Genomic DNA, 17,367 nt, shown 5'->3' on the forward strand with positions numbered 1-17,367 from the left:
AAGAGATTGTTTTATAGAAAAAAGCTAGAGTAAAGGAATATAAGTTAAAGTATTACTAGTATTAGAAATTATATTTTAAGCGCACAGAATATTTTTTTTGTAGTATAATAAAATTATAAATAATATTGTATTGTGGATACAATTTGCTTAAAAATATATTATCTATAGTTTTATATAGAAGATGTATTTTTAAGCAAAACTTTTAAATTCATTTCAAGTATAGAAAAACTTATAAAATCGTGCATTTAGAATTTTATAAGTAATTGCAATATATTAAAAAATGATTTGTACTTGTAAATGGCTAGGTATTTAAATTTTGTTTGGAGGCTTAGATGGATAGTATAAGATTGAGAGCTAGGGCGAAAATAAATTTGTCCATAGATATAAAGGGGATATTTGAAGATGGGTATCATGACTTAGAAATGGTAATGCAATCCATCAATCTTTCTGATTATCTTTTGATTAGAAAGGTAAATCAAGGTTTTAAAATGACTTGTTCTAACCCAGATGTTCCGTTGGATAAGAAAAATATCATTTACAAGACTTGGACTTTATTAAAAGAAAAATATTTAATAGATGGTGGCGTAGAGGTTTTTCTTGAAAAAAACATACCTATAGCAGCTGGTATGGCTGGAGGTAGTACAGACTCTGCGGCTATGTTTGTTGGTATAAACAGGCTATTTGAACTAGGCTTGAGTGAGTCGGAAATGATTGAGGATTCAAAGGCAATAGGTTCTGATATAGCGTTTTGTATCAAGGGTGGAACACATCTGGCTACTGGAAAAGGATGCGATCTAAAGAGATTGCTAGGGTTGGATAGGAATATAAAAATTTTACTTTGCAAACCTAATATATTTGTATCAACTAAAAGAGTTTATAAGAAATTTGATTCTATGTATAAGGACTCTTTTGATTTGATAAATAGACCTGACAATGAAATATTACTGTCGGGACTAAAAAATAGAGATAATGAAATGATTGTAGAAGGAATGGGGAATGTCTTAGAGCCTGTAACTAAAACTTGGTGCAAGGATATACAAAGAATAGAAAATACAATGAATAAATTTGGATCCTATAAAAGCATGATGAGTGGAAGTGGGCCTACAGTTTTTGGTTTTTTTAAAGATTATAAGAGTGTAAATAAATGTAGTAGTATATTGAAGAAGAGGTATAGTCAAACCTATATTACTTCTGCATCTAACAAGGGGGTTGAAATTTGTGGGAATAAATAATCTTACATTGGATAATTATAAACCATTAAGAGATATTGTGTTTGAAAATATTAGAGAAGCTATAATGGAGGGTACTTTAAGACCAGGAGAACGTCTTATGGAAATACAGCTAGCAGAACAGCTAGGCGTTAGTAGAACCCCTGTTAGGGAAGCTATAAGGAAGCTAGAGCTAGAAGGTTTGGTGGTAATGCTACCTAGAAAAGGGGCTTATGTTGCTAGCATAAGTAAAAAAGATCTAGTGGAGATATTAGAACTAAGAGTTGGACTGGAAGGATTGGCAGCTTTTTATGCAGCTGAGAGAATATCTAGTGAAGGTATTGAAAATTTGGAAGAAATATCTAAAGACTTGGAAAACTATGTACATCAAAATGATATTACAAATATGTTGAAAAAGGATGAAGAATTTCATAATGCGATCTTTGAATCTACAGGTAACTCTAGATTGAAAAGTACTATGCTATCAATTTGGGAACCTGTTTATAGATTTAGACTTAAGTATATGTCAGATTACAGTTCAGCCGTAAATATTGTCGAAGAGCACAATAGAATAATCGAGGCTTTAAAGAAAGGAGAGGCGGATCTTGCAGAAAAATTAGCTAAGGAACATATAGAAAAGGCTGAACAATTCATGATAGAGGAATTGATGCAAGACGAAACCGTGTAATAAATGGATAATAGACCAATAGGAGTATTTGATTCAGGACTAGGTGGCTTGACGGTATTGAAAGAAATCAATAGATATCTTCCAAGTGAGGATACTGTTTATTTTGGAGATACTGCTAGGGTTCCATATGGGCAAAGATCAAAGGAAACAATAATGAAATATACATTTCAAGCAATTAATTTTTTGTCCACAAAAGATGTAAAGGCAATTGTTATTGCTTGTAATACTGCTACTGCTAGAGCACTGGCAGAGGCTCAAGAAAAATATGATATACCAATTATGGGAGTAATAGAAGCTGGTGCAAAGTCAGCAGTAGAATATACAAAAAATAAGCTTGTTGGAGTGATAGGAACTGCAGCTACAATTAATTCAAACGCATACAATAAAGCAATAGAAGATATGGATTCATCTGTCAAAGTTATAGGTAGAGCCTGTCCCTTATTTGTTCCATTAGTAGAAGAAGGTTGGGCAAATAAAGATATATCATCTACGGCAGCACATATGTATTTGGATGAATTAGTAGATCAAGGTATAGACTCTTTGGTTTTGGGATGTACTCACTATCCGATACTTAAGAGAACTATAGGAGAAGCAGTGGGTATGGATATTAAACTAATAAATCCTGCCAGAGAAACAGCATTAAAATTGAAAGATATTTTGCAAGAAAATAATATGCTTAATGATAAAAATGAAGCTGCTAATTGCAAGTACTTTGTTTCAGATATTAATGAGCAGTTTTCTAAAATAGCAGGCGAATTCTTAAAAAGAGATATAAAAGATATAGAAAAAGTGGAAATACAGAAGTACTAAGTCTTTTAATTTACGATAAATTAAGGCTTTATTAAAAAAAATCTTAAATAGACAATCGTATTGCTATAAAATGGGTATTATAAGAGTGAGCGCTTATAATAAATTTAGGGAGGTGAAAAGATGCAGGGTAGAGATGTAAAAATAAAGGTAAGAACATCTCAATTCATAGAAAATGGTGATGAAAATACTGTAGAAAGTTTCTATAAAGGTAAGAGGGTAGAAAAAAATGGAAGTATATACATCAATTTTCAAGAATTTGACACGGTTAAAGATTCCAAAAGCATAATTAAAATTGGCGAGGATGAAGTTATAATCTTTAAATCGGGAGAAGTTATATCAAAGATGAGATTTATGGAGGATAAAAAGCATAAATCAGACTATAAGACCCCCTATGGAGACTTTAATATGAGTGTTTACACTTATAAAATATCAAAAAAAATTGAAGAAGAACAACTGAAATTAAATCTTGATTATAAAGTATCTATTAAAGGTTTAATGGATGCAAACAATAGAGTTGAGATTAAGGTGACTTCAGAATAAAGAGAGTGCGGTAATTATAAAAGCAAGGTAAAAACTATCCTGCTATGATTGCCGCTTTAACTATATATCAAATAAAAGAAAGGATTGTTTGGAGGTAAATATGCTGTATGAAGATGTATTAGAAACTGTAAAAAAGAACAATCTAATAGAGGAAAATGATAAAATAGTAGTTGCTCTATCTGGCGGACCAGACTCAGTGTGCCTGCTTCATGTTCTTTATAGAATGTCTAAGGAGATGAATCTAAAGGTCTATGCTGCACATTTAAATCATCAAATCAGAGGTTTAGATGCTTATGTGGACTCTCTTTATGTTATGAGAATATGTGAGAAACTAGATATTCCTTGCTTTATTAGAGCTATAGATGTTCCTAAGTTTTGTGATGAAAATAAAATGGGACTTGAAGATGGTGCTAGAATGTTGAGATACGATATATTTGAAGAAATAAGAAATCGTGTGGGTGCAGATAAAGTAGCCATAGGTCATAATCAAAATGATCAAGCTGAAACAGTATTGATGAGAATTATGAGGGGAACAGGACTTCAAGGATTAAGAGGAATAGAGTACAAGAGAGATAAAAATATAATAAGGCCAATTTTGGATATAAGCAGAGAAGAAATAGAAAAGTATTGTGAAGAATATGAGTTGGAGCCAAGGATAGATTCAACTAACCTAGAGGCTATATATTCTAGAAATAAAATAAGGTTGAAACTTCTTCCCTATATGGAAGAGGAATTTAATGACAATATTATTGAAAGTATTGTAAGAATGTCAAATAATATTAAAGTTGACAGTGATTATATAAACTCTCAAGTGGAAATAGCCTTTGAAGAAGCAAGCAAGTCGTATGAAGATGGTGTTTATATTTTCACAGATATTTTGAAAAATATGCATAAGGCAATACAGTCTAGAATTGTAATAGAAGCTATTAAGAAAGTAATGGGAAATGTCAACTCAATAGATAAGAAACATATAAGAGATGTCTTAAAACTTATTTCTGATGATAAAAAAAGTAAAAAAATAAACCTTCCTAAAGGATTATTTGCATATAGATTTAATGACTATATCTTGATAAGTAAAAAGAAAATTGATTTTGAAAATATAGAATTTACTTATAATTTGGCACTTAATGAGGATATATATATAGATGAAATAGATAAAACCTTTAAATCTAAGGTTATAGCAGCAGATGAATTTGATATAGACCATATGAAAGAAGGATATCAATATATAGACCTTGGGAAAATAAAAGGCAAACTAACATTGAGAAATAAGCGACAAGGTGATAAAATAAGATTACAAGGTGGAACAAAAAAGATTAAGGAACTATTTATAGGTATGAAAATACCTAGAGAAGATAGATCGCTTGTTCCTCTGATTGTAGACGAGAGTATGGTAGTATCTGTCTGTGGCTATAGAATAAATGCAGATTATAAGATAGATGATAATACAGAAAAAATACTTGAGTTTACATTAGAATAGATTCTTACAATTAAATAGGAACGGAGGAGGAAACTTATTGAATAGGACACTGAAGGGTGCTGGTATTTATTTGGTAATACTAGTTTTAATAGTATTCATAGTACAGTACTCTGGGGGACAAAGTGAGAAGATTGAAGATATGCAGTTTTCGAATGTCTACAAGGAGCTTCAAGACGGCAATATATCATCTCTTCACATAGTTGATCAAACAGGTATTGAAGGTACCTTAAAAGATGGTAAGACTAAGTTTAAGTCTTACATTCCTGAGGAGGTAAAAGGAGAACAGCTTTCTGGAGATTTACTTAAGAGCATAGAGAAAGATAAGCTTAAAGTAGGTGCTGAAGCTAAGCCAAAGCCTCCATGGTTATTAGAAATGTTGCCAACCTTACTGTTATTAGCATTTATGGTGATTGCTTTCTTCATGTTGATGAATCAATCTCAAGGTGGCGGTGGAAAGGTAATGAACTTTGCCAAATCCAAGGCTAAGGTGCATAAAGACAGTGATAAAGATAAGGTAACTTTCAATGATGTTGCAGGATTGAAGGAAGAAAAGGAAGAATTGAAAGAAGTAGTGGATTTCTTGAAACATCCAAAGAAGTATATCGAGCTAGGTGCTAGAATACCTAAAGGTATACTATTGGTAGGACCTCCAGGAACTGGTAAAACATACTTATCTAGAGCTGTAGCTGGAGAGGCAGGAGTGCCATTTTTCAGCATAAGTGGTTCAGATTTCGTTGAGATGTTTGTGGGTGTAGGTGCATCTAGAGTTAGAGATTTATTTGAACAGGCCAAAAAAGAATCACCAGCAATTATATTCATAGACGAGATAGATGCTGTTGGTAGAAAAAGAGGTGCTGGTCTAGGTGGCGGACACGATGAAAGAGAACAAACTCTTAATCAGTTGCTAGTAGAGATGGATGGTTTTGGTGTCAATGAAGGAATCATTATTATGGCTGCTACAAATAGACCTGATATATTGGACCCTGCTATATTAAGACCTGGTCGTTTTGATAGACAGGTAGTAGTAGGAAAGCCAGATGTAAGGGGAAGAGAAGCAATATTTAAGGTTCATTCTCATAATAAGCCATTGGCAGAAGATGTTAACCTTACAGTATTGGCAAAGAGTACACCAGGGTTTACTCCAGCTGATATAGAAAATATAATGAATGAAGCAGCAATACTTACTGCCAGAAAGAAAGAAGAAAAGATATCTATGAAATCTATAGAAGAATCAATAACTAAGGTAGTAGTAGGTGTAGCCAAGAAGTCTAGGGTAATAAGTGAGAAGGAACGTATACTGACAGCTTACCATGAAGGTGGACATGCAGTGTGTGCTCATATACTAGACCTTATGGATCCAGTTCATCAAGTAACAATCATACCAAGAGGTATGGCTGGTGGATTTACTATGCAGTTGCCTACAGAGGATAAGTATTATACTACAAAGGGCGAAATGATGCAGGAGTTAATTGTTTTACTTGCTGGTAGAGTGTCTGAAGAGATTAATCTAGATGATATATCTACGGGAGCATCTAATGACTTGGAAAGAGCATCAGCTATAGCTAGAAATATGGTATCAAAGTATGGTATGAGTGAAAAACTAGGACCAGTAACATATGATACAAATGATGAAGTATTTATTGGTAATAGTATAGGACATACAAAGGAATATTCTGAGGAAGTAGCTTCTGAAATAGATGATGAAGTAAGACGTATAATAAATGACGCTTATGCAAAGACTAAGAAGTTATTACTTGAAAATCAGGATAGATTGGACTATATAGCAAAGGCATTGCTTGAATTTGAAACATTAAATGACAAGCAATTTGAAGAAGCTTTCAATATGTCTTTGGACTTGGAAGAGGAAGAGGCTAGCGAAGAAGCAATAGAAGCTACTATACAGTCAATTGAAGAAGATAAAGAAGATTTAGATGGAAATAAAGAAATATAGTATTTAAATAAAAACTGCCCAATTTATGTAAAAATAACTTGAGGCAGTTTTTTTATAGGAATTTTCTAGCTTAATATAAAAGAATGTTTAAAATTAGACAATTTATATGTACTTTATTGATTATTATCCTGTTTATTATGTTAAGATACAAGAAGGCCTATAATTAATTGACCTGATTTTAAAATAAAAAGAGAACTAGGGGGATGAAGATGGATAAAAATGAAAAAAATATAGAAGAAAGAACTTCATTTAATAAAAAAACAAGCAAAGAACAGGTATTGGATATTTTAATTGAAAATATGGATATACATATATCTGGAGAGGCTATATCACAGCAATTAGGAATCTCTAGAGCCTCTGTATGGAAACATATTAACTCTTTAAAAAAGGAAGGTTTTGAAATAGAGTCAAAAAGTGGAATAGGTTATATTCTTCTTGGAAAGACAGATAGCAGCCTTACTTCTTATGAAATTAAAAGAGGTCTGGAAACTGAATTTATAGGACAAAATATTGAATACTTTAAAAGTATAGATTCAACCAATACATTTGCAAAAAATATAGCACCAAAATCAGATGAAGGAATGGTGATAATATCTGATGAGCAAATTAGCGGGAAAGGTAGAGTTGGCAGAGAATGGATATCAAAAGAAAATGAAGGTATATACTTTAGTATTATCTTAAAGCCTGATATAGATATTATGAATGCAAGCTTTTTAACACAAGTGGCTGGAGCTGCTATGGTGTCTTCCCTTGAAAAAATGGGTGTCGAAAGCACTATAAAGTGGCCAAACGATATAATAGTAAATGGCAAAAAAATCTCGGGGATTTTAACAGAAATGAGTGCAGAGATAGACCAAATATCATATATAGTAGTTGGAATAGGTGTAAATCTATACAATCAAAGCTTTGAAGAGGAGATAGAATCTAAGGCGACTTCATTGAAAAAAGAAGGATATGATATAGATAAAAAAGAGTTTTTACAAAGATTTTTCCTTGAATTTGAAGATTTATATAAAGAGTTTTTATCTGGAGATAAGGAAAGTACAATATCCATATTAAGAAAAAAGTCAGCGGTTTTAGATAAGGAAGTATACATAATAGATAGGACTGGAAAAACAAAAGTATATGCTAGAGACATTGATGAAAATGGGAATTTGTTGGTAGAAAAAGAAAATGGAAGCATAGAAACAATATTTACAGGCGAAATATCAATCAGAGGATTAGAGTCATATATTTAACTAAAAGGGATATTTTTTAGTTGCAAATTTAAAATAAAAAGAAAATCCTATTAAAATATAAAGAGTTTAAGCCATAAGGATTCATAATAGATGTTGGAAAAGTAGAGTGTACAATATAATTCTTGATTATATATATCTCTGGTGATAAAATAGTAATGTTATTCATAGAAAGTATGCAAAAAGCGAAAAAAATAGTAAAAATGATATATAAAATAAGCTAAACAATATAGAGAAAAAGGAAAGGATAATAAAATGTTATTAGTTTTCGACGTGGGAAATACAAATATGGTCTTGGGAGTATATGATGGCAAGGCCTTAATAAGAGATTGGAGAATAAATACTGACCTAAATAAGACTTCTGATGAATATGGGGTTTTGATTAAAAATTTATTTGATGCAAGTGACATACCGTTAACATGTATAAAAGATATAATTATATCTTCTGTAGTGCCTGCAGTTATGCACTCTTTAGAGAATTTCTGTAAAAAATACTGTAACATTAATCCTTTGATAGTGGGACCTGGAATAAAGACAGGCTTGAATATAAAGTACTATGATCCAAAGATGGTGGGTGCTGACAGAATAGTAAATGCTGTATCTGCAATATCAAAGTATAAGACACCACTTATTATAATTGATTTTGGAACTGCAACTACTTATTGTGCAATTTCAGAAAGTGGAGAGTATCTAGGCGGTTCAATATCTCCAGGAGTGAAGATATCTAGTGAAGCACTTTTCCAAAATGCTTCTAAACTGCCAAGAGTGGAGCTTATAAAGCCAGATTTTACAATATGCAAAGATACTGTGTCAGCTATGCAGGCTGGTATTATATATGGATATGCAGGTCAAGTAGAAAAGATAGTAACATTGATGAAAGAAGAGCTTGGAGATGAAAATACAACAGTAATAGCAACAGGTGGTCTTGCAAACTTAATATGTAGTGAGACGGATGTAATAGATGTAGTTGATTCAAATCTATCTCTTGAAGGACTTAGACTTATACACGAAAAAAATAAGGTTCAGTAATAATTTCTGAGTGATATTAGAAATGAGAGGTAAAGATGAAATTTAAAGATTTTGAAGTTGAAAATGAGGTTTTTCTAGCTCCTATGGCAGGGGTGACAGACTTACCATTTAGATTAATATGCAAGGAGCATGGCTGTGGTCTTTTATATACAGAAATGATTAATGCTAAGGCTCTTTGCTATGATGATGAAAAAACAAAAAAGATGTTAAATATACTTGAAGAAGAGATGCCGGTAGCTATCCAAATATTTGGTAGTGAGCCAGAGTATATGGGAAAAGCATCTGAGATATTAAATAAATATCCCAATGCCATTTTAGATATAAATATGGGTTGTCCAGCACCAAAGGTAGTAAAAAACGGTGATGGATCGGCTCTTATGAGAAATCCTGAACTCGCTAAAAGGGTGATATCTTCAGTAGTAGAGGCTTCTCAAAAACCAGTAACCCTAAAGATAAGAAAGGGTTGGGATGATGAGAATTTAAATGCAATGCAAATTGCAAAGATAGGGCAAGAGTGTGGAATATCAGCCCTTACAATACACGGTAGAACAAGAGAACAGTACTATTCAGGCAAGGCTGATTGGGAGATTATAAAAGAATTAAAATCTGAATTAAGCATTCCAGTAATAGGAAATGGTGATGTAACAAGTATTGAAGATGCCATTAAGATGAAAGAGGATACAAAGTGCGATGCTATAATGATTGGAAGAGGTGCTCAAGGAAATCCTTGGATATTTGAAAGAATAAGTCATTATCTAAAGACAGGTGAGATTTTGCCAGTTCCGAGTAAGGAAGAAAAGTTAGATGTAGCTATAAAACATATGGGATTATCTGTCAAAGAGCACGGTGAGTTTGTAGCCGTAAGAGAAATGAGAAAACATATTGGCTGGTATCTAAAGGGGATGAAGAATTCTGCAAGGTTTAGAGACGAAATAAACAAAATGGAAAATGTTGATGAAGTCATTGCTAAGCTGTTGGAGTATAAAAACACAAAGTAGTAAAGTATAAAAATACAAAGTGATAAAGTGTAAAAACATAAAGTAATAAAGTGTAAAAACACAAAGTGATAAAGTACAAAAATAGAAAAATATGATAAATATTTGCTTTTATATCAAATTTGAAGAAATAGATATAGTTTATAGTAAAGCACTATCTTTTAGAAAACGGTTTTGATTTGAAAAGCGAGTGTTTAACAAAAATATAAATTTGAACTTACTAATATACTGTTGATATCTTAAATAAGAATAAGCTTTAAAAAGGTCTTCTGCTTGATAGAAGGCCTTTTATTTTTTAAAAAGATATTCTTTATTTAATGAAAAAGAAAAAAGAAAAAATAGCATAAATATAAGTTGAATTTTATTTTTAAAGTAATCTAAAATATTATAAAATAATGTTTTCATATGAAATAAGAAAAAAACTATGAAAAGTTGCCTAGAGCTGAAAGTCTTATAGCTTAGGTATTTGAAGGCCTTTATAGGACTTTCTTGTCCTTGACATTATGAGATAATTAGAATATAATATAGCGGATATAATATAAATTGTGTTAAAAATAGACACAATTTAAAACTATAGTAAAATCAAGTAATTAATTGTAATTTATATAATAAATGGAGGTCCATAAATGGAGGAGAATATTAAAAAAGAAATTATCCTAACTCAAGAAGGTTATGATAAGCTAGAAGAAGAATTAGAACTTTTAAAAACTACAAAAAGAAAAGAAGTTGCAGAGAGATTAAAGGTTGCTATATCATTTGGTGACTTATCAGAAAACGCTGAGTATGATGAGGCCAAAAAGGAGCAAGCTGCTCTAGAAGAAAGAATAATGAAGCTAGAAAATATGGTAAGAATAGCTGTAATTATTGATGAAGAGAATGTAGATTTAGACATAGTTACAATAGGTTCAATAGTAAAGATATATGACAAGGATTTTGATGAAGACGTAGAATACACTATCGTAGGTAGTGCAGAAGCTGATCCATATGACTTTAAGATATCAAATGAATCTCCAGTAGGAAAAGCACTTTTAGGTAGACAAAAGGGCGAAGAAGTAAATGTAACTGTACCAGATGGTATAACAAAGTTAAAAATATTAGACATCACTAGATAGTTAGATAGATTGTATTTATTGAATTTTATCTTTATCAAATATATTTTAGAGTATCTAAACATATCTCAAAGAGTATACTCATTTAAAAAGATTATATTTTCTAAAAAAGTCTATGTAAAGTGGGCTTTCTTAAAGATTTTATAAGTTTATCTATATGAATATTTTGATCAATTTAGTTATGGTAGGTGATTGACTGTGGCTATTTTAGATAAAAGAATAATACAAGTTAAAAATGATAAATAAAGCTAAACAGGAGGAAAAAATGGGAAACAATAAGCCAGAAAATCAGGTTGAAAACCTAAGTGAAGTTCTTCAGGTTAGAAGAGATAAGCTTAAAGAACTTCAGGAAATGGGTAAGGATCCGTTTAAGATAAGTAAGTATGATGTAACACATCACTCTGAAGAAATTAAGGAAAACTATGATACATTAGAAGAACAGCGTGTAAGTATAGCTGGACGTATAATGACAAAGAGAGTAATGGGTAAGGCATCATTTATGCATTTACAGGACCAGAGTGGAAGAATTCAGGTATATGTAAAAAGAGATGATGTAGGAGTAGATGACTACAAGCTATTTAAAAAATATGATATGGGAGATATTGTAGGTATAGAAGGTTTTGTATTCAAGACTAAGACTGAAGAGATATCTGTTCATGCAGAAAAGATAGTTTTACTTTCAAAGTCACTTCAGATACTTCCTGAAAAGTATCATGGATTAAAGGATATGGATCTAAGATATAGACAGAGATATGTAGATCTTATAGTAAATCCTGAAGTTAAGGATGCTTTTATCACTAGAACTAAGGCTTTAAAGGCTCTAAGAGCTTACTTAGATGAAAGAGGATTCCTAGAAGTAGAAACTCCAATACTAAATACTATAGCTGGTGGAGCTAATGCGAAGCCATTTGTAACTCACCACAATACTTTGAATATACCAATGTACCTTAGAATAGCAAATGAGCTATACCTAAAGAGACTTATAGTTGGTGGATTCGATAAGGTATATGAAATGGGAAGAATGTTCAGAAACGAAGGAATGGACATGAAACATAACCCAGAATATACTGCAATTGAATTATATCAGGCTTATGCTGACTATAATGATATGATGGATATAACAGAAAATCTAATATCACATATGGCAGAAGTAGCAACTGGAAGTATGAAGGTTGATTTCCAGGGTACAGAAATAGACTTTACACCTCCTTGGAAGAGAATGACAATGGAAGATTGTGTAAAGGAATATGCTGGTGTAGATTTCTCTGAAATAGATACAGATGAAGAAGCTCTAAAGATAGCAGAAGAAAAGGGAATAGAAATAACTCCAGGAATGAGACGTGGAGAAGTAATAAGTGCTTTCTTTGAAGAGTTCGGTGAAGATCAGCTAGTTCAACCTACATTTATTACTCACCACCCAGTAGAAATATCTCCTCTTGCTAAGAGAAATGTTGAAGACCCAAGAGTAACAGATAGATTCGAAGCTTTTGCAAACAGATGGGAACTTGCAAATGCATTCTCTGAGCTTAATGATCCAATTGACCAGAAGGGTAGATTTGAAGACCAGGTAAGAAAGAGAGAACTAGGTGATGATGAAGCTTGTGAAATGGATGAAGACTTTATAAATGCACTAGAAGTAGGACTTCCTCCAACTGGTGGACTAGGAATAGGTATAGATAGAGTAATTATGCTTCTTACAAATTCAGCATCAATAAGAGACGTATTGTTATTCCCAACAATGAAGCCTCTAAGAGATCATGATGATGAAGATAATACTGAAAAGCAAGTTTCTGAGCTAGAAGATATTAAAACTTACGACCAACCGATGACAGATTTAGAAGAAGTTGATTTTTCTAAAGTTAAAGTTGAGTCTCTATTTGAAGATATGATTGACTTTGAAACTTTCTCTAAAGCTGATTTTAGAGCGGTAAAAGTTTTAGACTGTGAAGAAGTGCCTAAGAGTAAGAAACTTTTAAAATTCACTCTAGATGATGGATCTGGTAAAGATAGAGTTATCTTAAGTGGAATTAAAGAAAATTACAGTGCAGAAGAATTAGTTGGAAAAACACTGTTAGCTATATGTAACCTTCCACCAAGAAAGATGATGGGAATTGATTCCGAAGGAATGATTATCTCAGCCATCCATGAGGAAGAAGGGGAAGAAAAGTTAAATGTTATAATGTTAAGCCATAGAATACCAGCAGGGGCAAAAATGCACTAAAAAGAATATGCTAAAAAACTTTAAAAGGCTGAGGTGAAAACTTCAGTCTTTTTCTTTATATTACTATGTATCAAATGATTTTATGTTGGGAAAGGACTTTTTATTTGATATAATTATTGTAATAAATAAAAGTTATAGATATAGTTATTGAAAATATATAAAATTAAACAAAAGGGATACTGTTCACAGTATCCCTTTTTAATATCTACTAAATTATATTTTAATACTAGAAGAATTTATTTATATATCTTTCAAGTCTATCTACGCCTTCAAGAAAATCTTTTTCATTACAGGCATATGAGATTCTGATATACTCATCTATTCCAAAGGCCTTTCCTGGAACAATTGCAACCTTTTCTTCATCGAGGAAGTTTTGGCAAAATTCCACAGAAAAACTATCCTTATAATCGTATTTTTCCTTTACTTTAGACAAATCTACAAATATATAAAAAGCACCTGAAGGCTTAATATAACTGATATGCTTTACCTTATCAAGTCTATTTGTTATGATTTCACATCTTTTTTTGTAAGTATCTGCCATATACTGCATATCTTCTTCACACTCTAAAAGTGCCCCTAAACCGATATATTGTGCAGTTAGCGATGGATGAGATATAGTGTGGCTTTGAATAGACGTCATAGCTTTAGCTATTTCTGAGTTTGAAGCGGTATAACCAAGTCTAACACCAGTCATAGCTGCTGATTTTGCAAATCCATTTACAGTGATAGTGATGTCTTTTATATCTTCACTAAGTGATGCTAGAGAAACAAAAGTATCATCAAATCTTATTTTTTCATATATTTCATCTGCTAATATATAAATTCCCTTTTCTACACATACATTTGCAATATCCAAAAGTTCATCTTTTGTATAGACTGCTCCAGTCGGGTTTGAAGGGTTGGTCATTATAATTAATTTTGTTTTATCAGTTATTGCAGCTAAGAGCTCATCTTTTGTAAGCTTGAAGCTATTTTCCTTTTTAGTTTTAACTTCTACGGGGATAGCATTAGTCACCTTGACTATTTCAGAGTAGCTTACCCAGTATGGAAGAGGAAGAAGGACTTCATCTCCTGGATCAGTAGTTGCAAGTAAGACATTTGTAAGTGAGTTCTTTGCCCCACTTGATAGAACAATTTGATCAATTGTATAGTCTACATTATTTTCTCTTGATAGTTTTTTACAGATTTCTTCTCTGAGTTCTTTTATACCTGCTACAAAATCATATTTTGTTTTGTTTTCATCAAGGGATTTTTTTCCGTATTCTTTTGCTTTTTCTGGAACATTGAAATCAGGTTCTCCTATGCTTAGGCTGATAACATCAATTCCATTTGCTTTCATTTCCTTAACCTTAGAACTGATTGCAACAGTTACTGAAGGTGTAATATTTTTTAAACGATTAGATAGCATTTTTATTCCTCCTTGAATTTAATAACGCGATAAATAATATCATATCATATCTAGCATTTTATTATGTTCAAACATCTATCAATCTGACTACTGGGCTTGTTTTAAAAAAATTAAAGATTATTTAGTAATAGTGAGCAATCAAGAAATTATAGATGCTCATCAACTTAATATAGTTATCTTTCTAAAACTCAATTATAGTTACTTGTTTGTTAGTTACTATTAAAATTAGAGCTTGCTACTCAGTATTAAATAATAAATTCGAACGATATTTTCTATTTATTTTATACCAAAAAAATGATTTTGTATAGACTTATGCAATAAAAGTATAATCTTTTTAAGCTTATGTCAAAAAAATATTAAAAGCGGTTTAATAAAAAAGGGGAAATGAACTATTTAAAATGTCGGATAAAGGAGAATTTGAAGGTTATACATCTTGTGAGCATTGCCAATATATGCTAGATGCTTAGAAGGAATGTGTAGAGTCTCTTATAAAAGATAGAACTAGAAGGAATGTGTAGAGTCTCTTATAAAAGATAGAACTAGAAGGAATATGTAGAGTCTCTTATAAATATAGAGCTAGAAAAAATGTAAAGCTGCAAAGTAGAATATAAAAAGCTGCATTACTACTATATATAAGAATATAAGAAACTCTATTTGATACAAGAAATTCTGCTTGAATATGTGAAAGATTATTTATATAATGTATAGATAGGAATGCATTTAATGGCTAATGCTGTATATGATAGATAGAGTGGAATGTGTAAGGCCAGACTGTGTTTGCTGTTGCTTAAAATTAAAGCTAGCTTTGTATGTGAAGATACTAGATCATACAAAATACATCTATCAGGATATCTAAAAATTGTTGTTTAGTGTATTTTAGTGATACTGACAGAATATCTAAAATTAGTATCTAGTATATTTTAGTGATTATGGCTGAGTATATAAAAGCATCTTTATTGTATATATGACAGTATAATTATAGTTAGCATTGTTTGAAATTAAAGACAGTCTTTTATATGGAGAGAGTGGAATATGTAACATATAGCTAGCAAAATTTTAAAATAAAATGCTTAATACTAATAATAGCTATTATCTATTGAGTATTTGACATGAAAAAATAAAAATATATCCACTTAAAAATGAAAAGACTATAGGTAGAGTGATTATATGATGGGAGTAAAAAATATATAGAGTCTACAGAAGAGATTAAAATATATATACAGTAGTTTAATTAATATAGAGCAAGTGAATTTTGAGTGCACATATAAATAATTTTAATTCAGACTTTAAAAAGAGTTGAAAAAAGTTGAAAAAAGTTGAAAAAAGTTGAAAAAAGTTATGTTAAAAAGAGTTATGTTGAAAAAAGTTATGTTAAAAAGAGTTAAAAAGTTATGTTAAAAAGAGTTAAATAGTATACAAAAAGATTGTATATTATATAAAATAACAATATTATAAGGATAGATATACAAACTGTTTAATATATACGATAACTTTTAAAGAATTATATAAAAAGAAAAGGACCATATAAAAGCTATCTAATTGGTCATATTATTGCTACATGTTAGAGACTTTGAAAAAGACTTAGTTATACAGTGAGATATATAGTGTTGAGGATAGATCAAAAGATAATCAAATAATAGATATCTAGAAATAAGCATTTTCCAAGAAAAAGACTCTTTACTAGGATATAGATATATAGAGATATAGATTTTTTTAATAGTGTAGCAAAATATTCTAATGAATATAAAAGATTAAGAGTCCATCGAGTAAAAAATTTATAATATGTATAGAAAGCTATAAAAATTATTATTAAGCTTGTTGGAATAATATAGAAATGAAATCAGAAAGGATCTTAATTTTAAAAGTGATTTATGATTTTGAAGGCTATTATCTATAATGAAAAGAAATTTATAGTAAAAAAAGATAAAAAAATCATAAAAGTTATTGACATTTAATCCTTATGCTGATATAGTATTACTTGTCTTAAGAAACATAGACAAAATGATAAGATAATAAAGTTCGTTTTTGGAAAGATTTATTAAAGAATGTTTTGGAATTGAAAAATAAAAAAACTTCTAAAAAGACTTGACAAAACACTTGAAACTTGATATACTTAACAAGTCGTTTAACGACGACGCATAATGAACTTTGAAAATTGAACAGCAGGTTAATTCAATAAAGCTTTTTAAATAAAGCATTTGAAATTAACTGTTTAAACAAGCAAACTTGTTTAAACCACAAACAAACCAAGCCAGATATTTCGAGATAATTATCTGAGCAGACAAATTTTTTAACGAGAGTTTGATCCTGGCTCAGGATGAACGCTGGCGGCGTGCTTAACACATGCAAGTCGAGCGCGGTCCCTTTGGTGCTTGCACCAGAGAAGACTGAGCGGCGGACGGGTGAGTAACGCGTGGGTAACCTGCCCTATACACATGGATAACATGCTGAAAAGCATACTAATACATGATAACGTACACTGATGGCATCTTCGGTGTATCAAAGCGTTAGCGGTATAGGATGGACCCGCGTCTGATTAGCTAGTTGGTGGGGTAAAAGCCTACCAAGGCCACGATCAGTAGCCGACCTGAGAGGGTGATCGGCCACATTGGAACTGAGACACGGTCCAAACTCCTACGGGAGGCAGCAGTGGGGAATATTGCACAATGGGCGAAAGCCTGATGCAGCAACGC

12 protein-coding genes and 1 rRNA gene are annotated in these 17,367 nt (G+C 31.4%); 12 read left to right on the forward strand and 1 reads right to left on the reverse strand.

Going from position 1 to position 17,367, the window contains the following annotated elements; translation table 11 throughout:
* Positions 1-332: 332 nt before the first annotated feature.
* The 11 genes from ispE to lysS all read left to right on the forward strand — a co-directional run bounded on the left by ispE (position 333) and on the right by lysS (position 13,266).
* Positions 333-1,232, forward strand: coding sequence for a 4-(cytidine 5'-diphospho)-2-C-methyl-D-erythritol kinase (gene ispE / locus UF10_RS07830; protein WP_106777241.1), 900 nt, complete (start codon positions 333-335; stop codon positions 1,230-1,232).
* Complete coding sequence (locus UF10_RS07835) at positions 1,219-1,896, forward strand: GntR family transcriptional regulator (RefSeq protein WP_106777242.1); 678 nt, start codon at positions 1,219-1,221, stop codon at positions 1,894-1,896. Before ispE ends, UF10_RS07835 begins: the two co-directional genes overlap by 14 nt.
* A gap of 3 nt (positions 1,897-1,899) precedes the next feature.
* Positions 1,900-2,706 (forward strand): glutamate racemase, encoded by an 807-nt coding sequence (gene murI, locus UF10_RS07840; protein WP_106777243.1) that lies wholly within the window; start codon positions 1,900-1,902, stop codon positions 2,704-2,706.
* 120 nt (positions 2,707-2,826) lie between these two features.
* Entirely contained in the window at positions 2,827-3,246 is a 420-nt protein-coding gene (locus tag UF10_RS07845; protein ID WP_106777244.1) for a DUF1934 domain-containing protein, read from the forward strand.
* Positions 3,247-3,346: 100 nt separating this feature from the next.
* Positions 3,347-4,726, forward strand: coding sequence for a tRNA lysidine(34) synthetase TilS (gene tilS / locus UF10_RS07850; protein WP_106777245.1), 1,380 nt, complete (start codon positions 3,347-3,349; stop codon positions 4,724-4,726).
* Positions 4,727-4,763: 37 nt separating this feature from the next.
* Entirely contained in the window at positions 4,764-6,677 is a 1,914-nt protein-coding gene (gene ftsH / locus UF10_RS07855) for an ATP-dependent zinc metalloprotease FtsH (protein WP_106777246.1), read from the forward strand.
* Positions 6,678-6,886: 209 nt separating this feature from the next.
* A complete protein-coding gene (locus tag UF10_RS07860; protein WP_106777247.1) occupies positions 6,887-7,915 on the forward strand; it encodes a biotin--[acetyl-CoA-carboxylase] ligase in 1,029 nt (342 codons plus the stop codon).
* A gap of 252 nt (positions 7,916-8,167) precedes the next feature.
* Positions 8,168-8,941, forward strand: a complete 774-nt coding sequence (locus tag UF10_RS07865; protein ID WP_106777248.1) for a type III pantothenate kinase — start codon at positions 8,168-8,170, stop codon at positions 8,939-8,941.
* A 35-nt stretch (positions 8,942-8,976) separates the two neighbouring features.
* The gene (gene dusB / locus UF10_RS07870; RefSeq protein WP_106777249.1) at positions 8,977-9,939 is read left to right on the forward strand and encodes a tRNA dihydrouridine synthase DusB; all 963 of its coding nucleotides are present in this window, start codon (positions 8,977-8,979) and stop codon (positions 9,937-9,939) included.
* A gap of 623 nt (positions 9,940-10,562) precedes the next feature.
* Entirely contained in the window at positions 10,563-11,048 is a 486-nt protein-coding gene (greA, locus tag UF10_RS07875; protein WP_106777250.1) for a transcription elongation factor GreA, read from the forward strand.
* Positions 11,049-11,310: 262 nt separating this feature from the next.
* Complete coding sequence (lysS, locus tag UF10_RS07880) at positions 11,311-13,266, forward strand: lysine--tRNA ligase (protein WP_106777251.1); 1,956 nt, start codon at positions 11,311-11,313, stop codon at positions 13,264-13,266.
* 226 nt (positions 13,267-13,492) lie between these two features.
* On the opposite strand, the gene UF10_RS07885 is transcribed toward lysS, so the two are convergent.
* Entirely contained in the window at positions 13,493-14,674 is a 1,182-nt protein-coding gene (locus UF10_RS07885; RefSeq protein WP_106777252.1) for a pyridoxal phosphate-dependent aminotransferase, read from the reverse strand.
* Between the two features lie 2,289 nt (positions 14,675-16,963).
* On the opposite strand from UF10_RS07885, the gene UF10_RS07890 reads away from it, so the two are divergent.
* Positions 16,964-17,367: ribosomal RNA gene (locus UF10_RS07890) — 16S ribosomal RNA — on the forward strand; the annotation flags it as partial.

Source organism: Peptostreptococcus russellii, from assembly GCF_003012055.1.
In the GTDB taxonomy this organism is placed as follows: Bacteria; Bacillota; Clostridia; order Peptostreptococcales; family Peptostreptococcaceae; genus Peptostreptococcus; species Peptostreptococcus russellii.

Bases quoted from the DNA above. Each gene is read 5' to 3' on its own strand.
- ispE (WP_106777241.1), top strand. From the start codon at position 333: ATGGATAGTATAAGATTGAGAGCTAGGGCGAAAATAAATTTGTCCATA.
- murI (WP_106777243.1), top strand. From the start codon at position 1,900: ATGGATAATAGACCAATAGGAGTATTTGATTCAGGACTAGGTGGCTTG.
- UF10_RS07845 (WP_106777244.1), top strand. From the start codon at position 2,827: ATGCAGGGTAGAGATGTAAAAATAAAGGTAAGAACATCTCAATTCATA.
- tilS (WP_106777245.1), top strand. From the start codon at position 3,347: ATGCTGTATGAAGATGTATTAGAAACTGTAAAAAAGAACAATCTAATA.
- UF10_RS07860 (WP_106777247.1), top strand. From the start codon at position 6,887: ATGGATAAAAATGAAAAAAATATAGAAGAAAGAACTTCATTTAATAAA.
- UF10_RS07865 (WP_106777248.1), top strand. From the start codon at position 8,168: ATGTTATTAGTTTTCGACGTGGGAAATACAAATATGGTCTTGGGAGTA.
- dusB (WP_106777249.1), top strand. From the start codon at position 8,977: ATGAAATTTAAAGATTTTGAAGTTGAAAATGAGGTTTTTCTAGCTCCT.
- greA (WP_106777250.1), top strand. From the start codon at position 10,563: ATGGAGGAGAATATTAAAAAAGAAATTATCCTAACTCAAGAAGGTTAT.
- lysS (WP_106777251.1), top strand. From the start codon at position 11,311: ATGGGAAACAATAAGCCAGAAAATCAGGTTGAAAACCTAAGTGAAGTT.
- UF10_RS07885 (WP_106777252.1), bottom strand. From the start codon at position 14,674: ATGCTATCTAATCGTTTAAAAAATATTACACCTTCAGTAACTGTTGCA.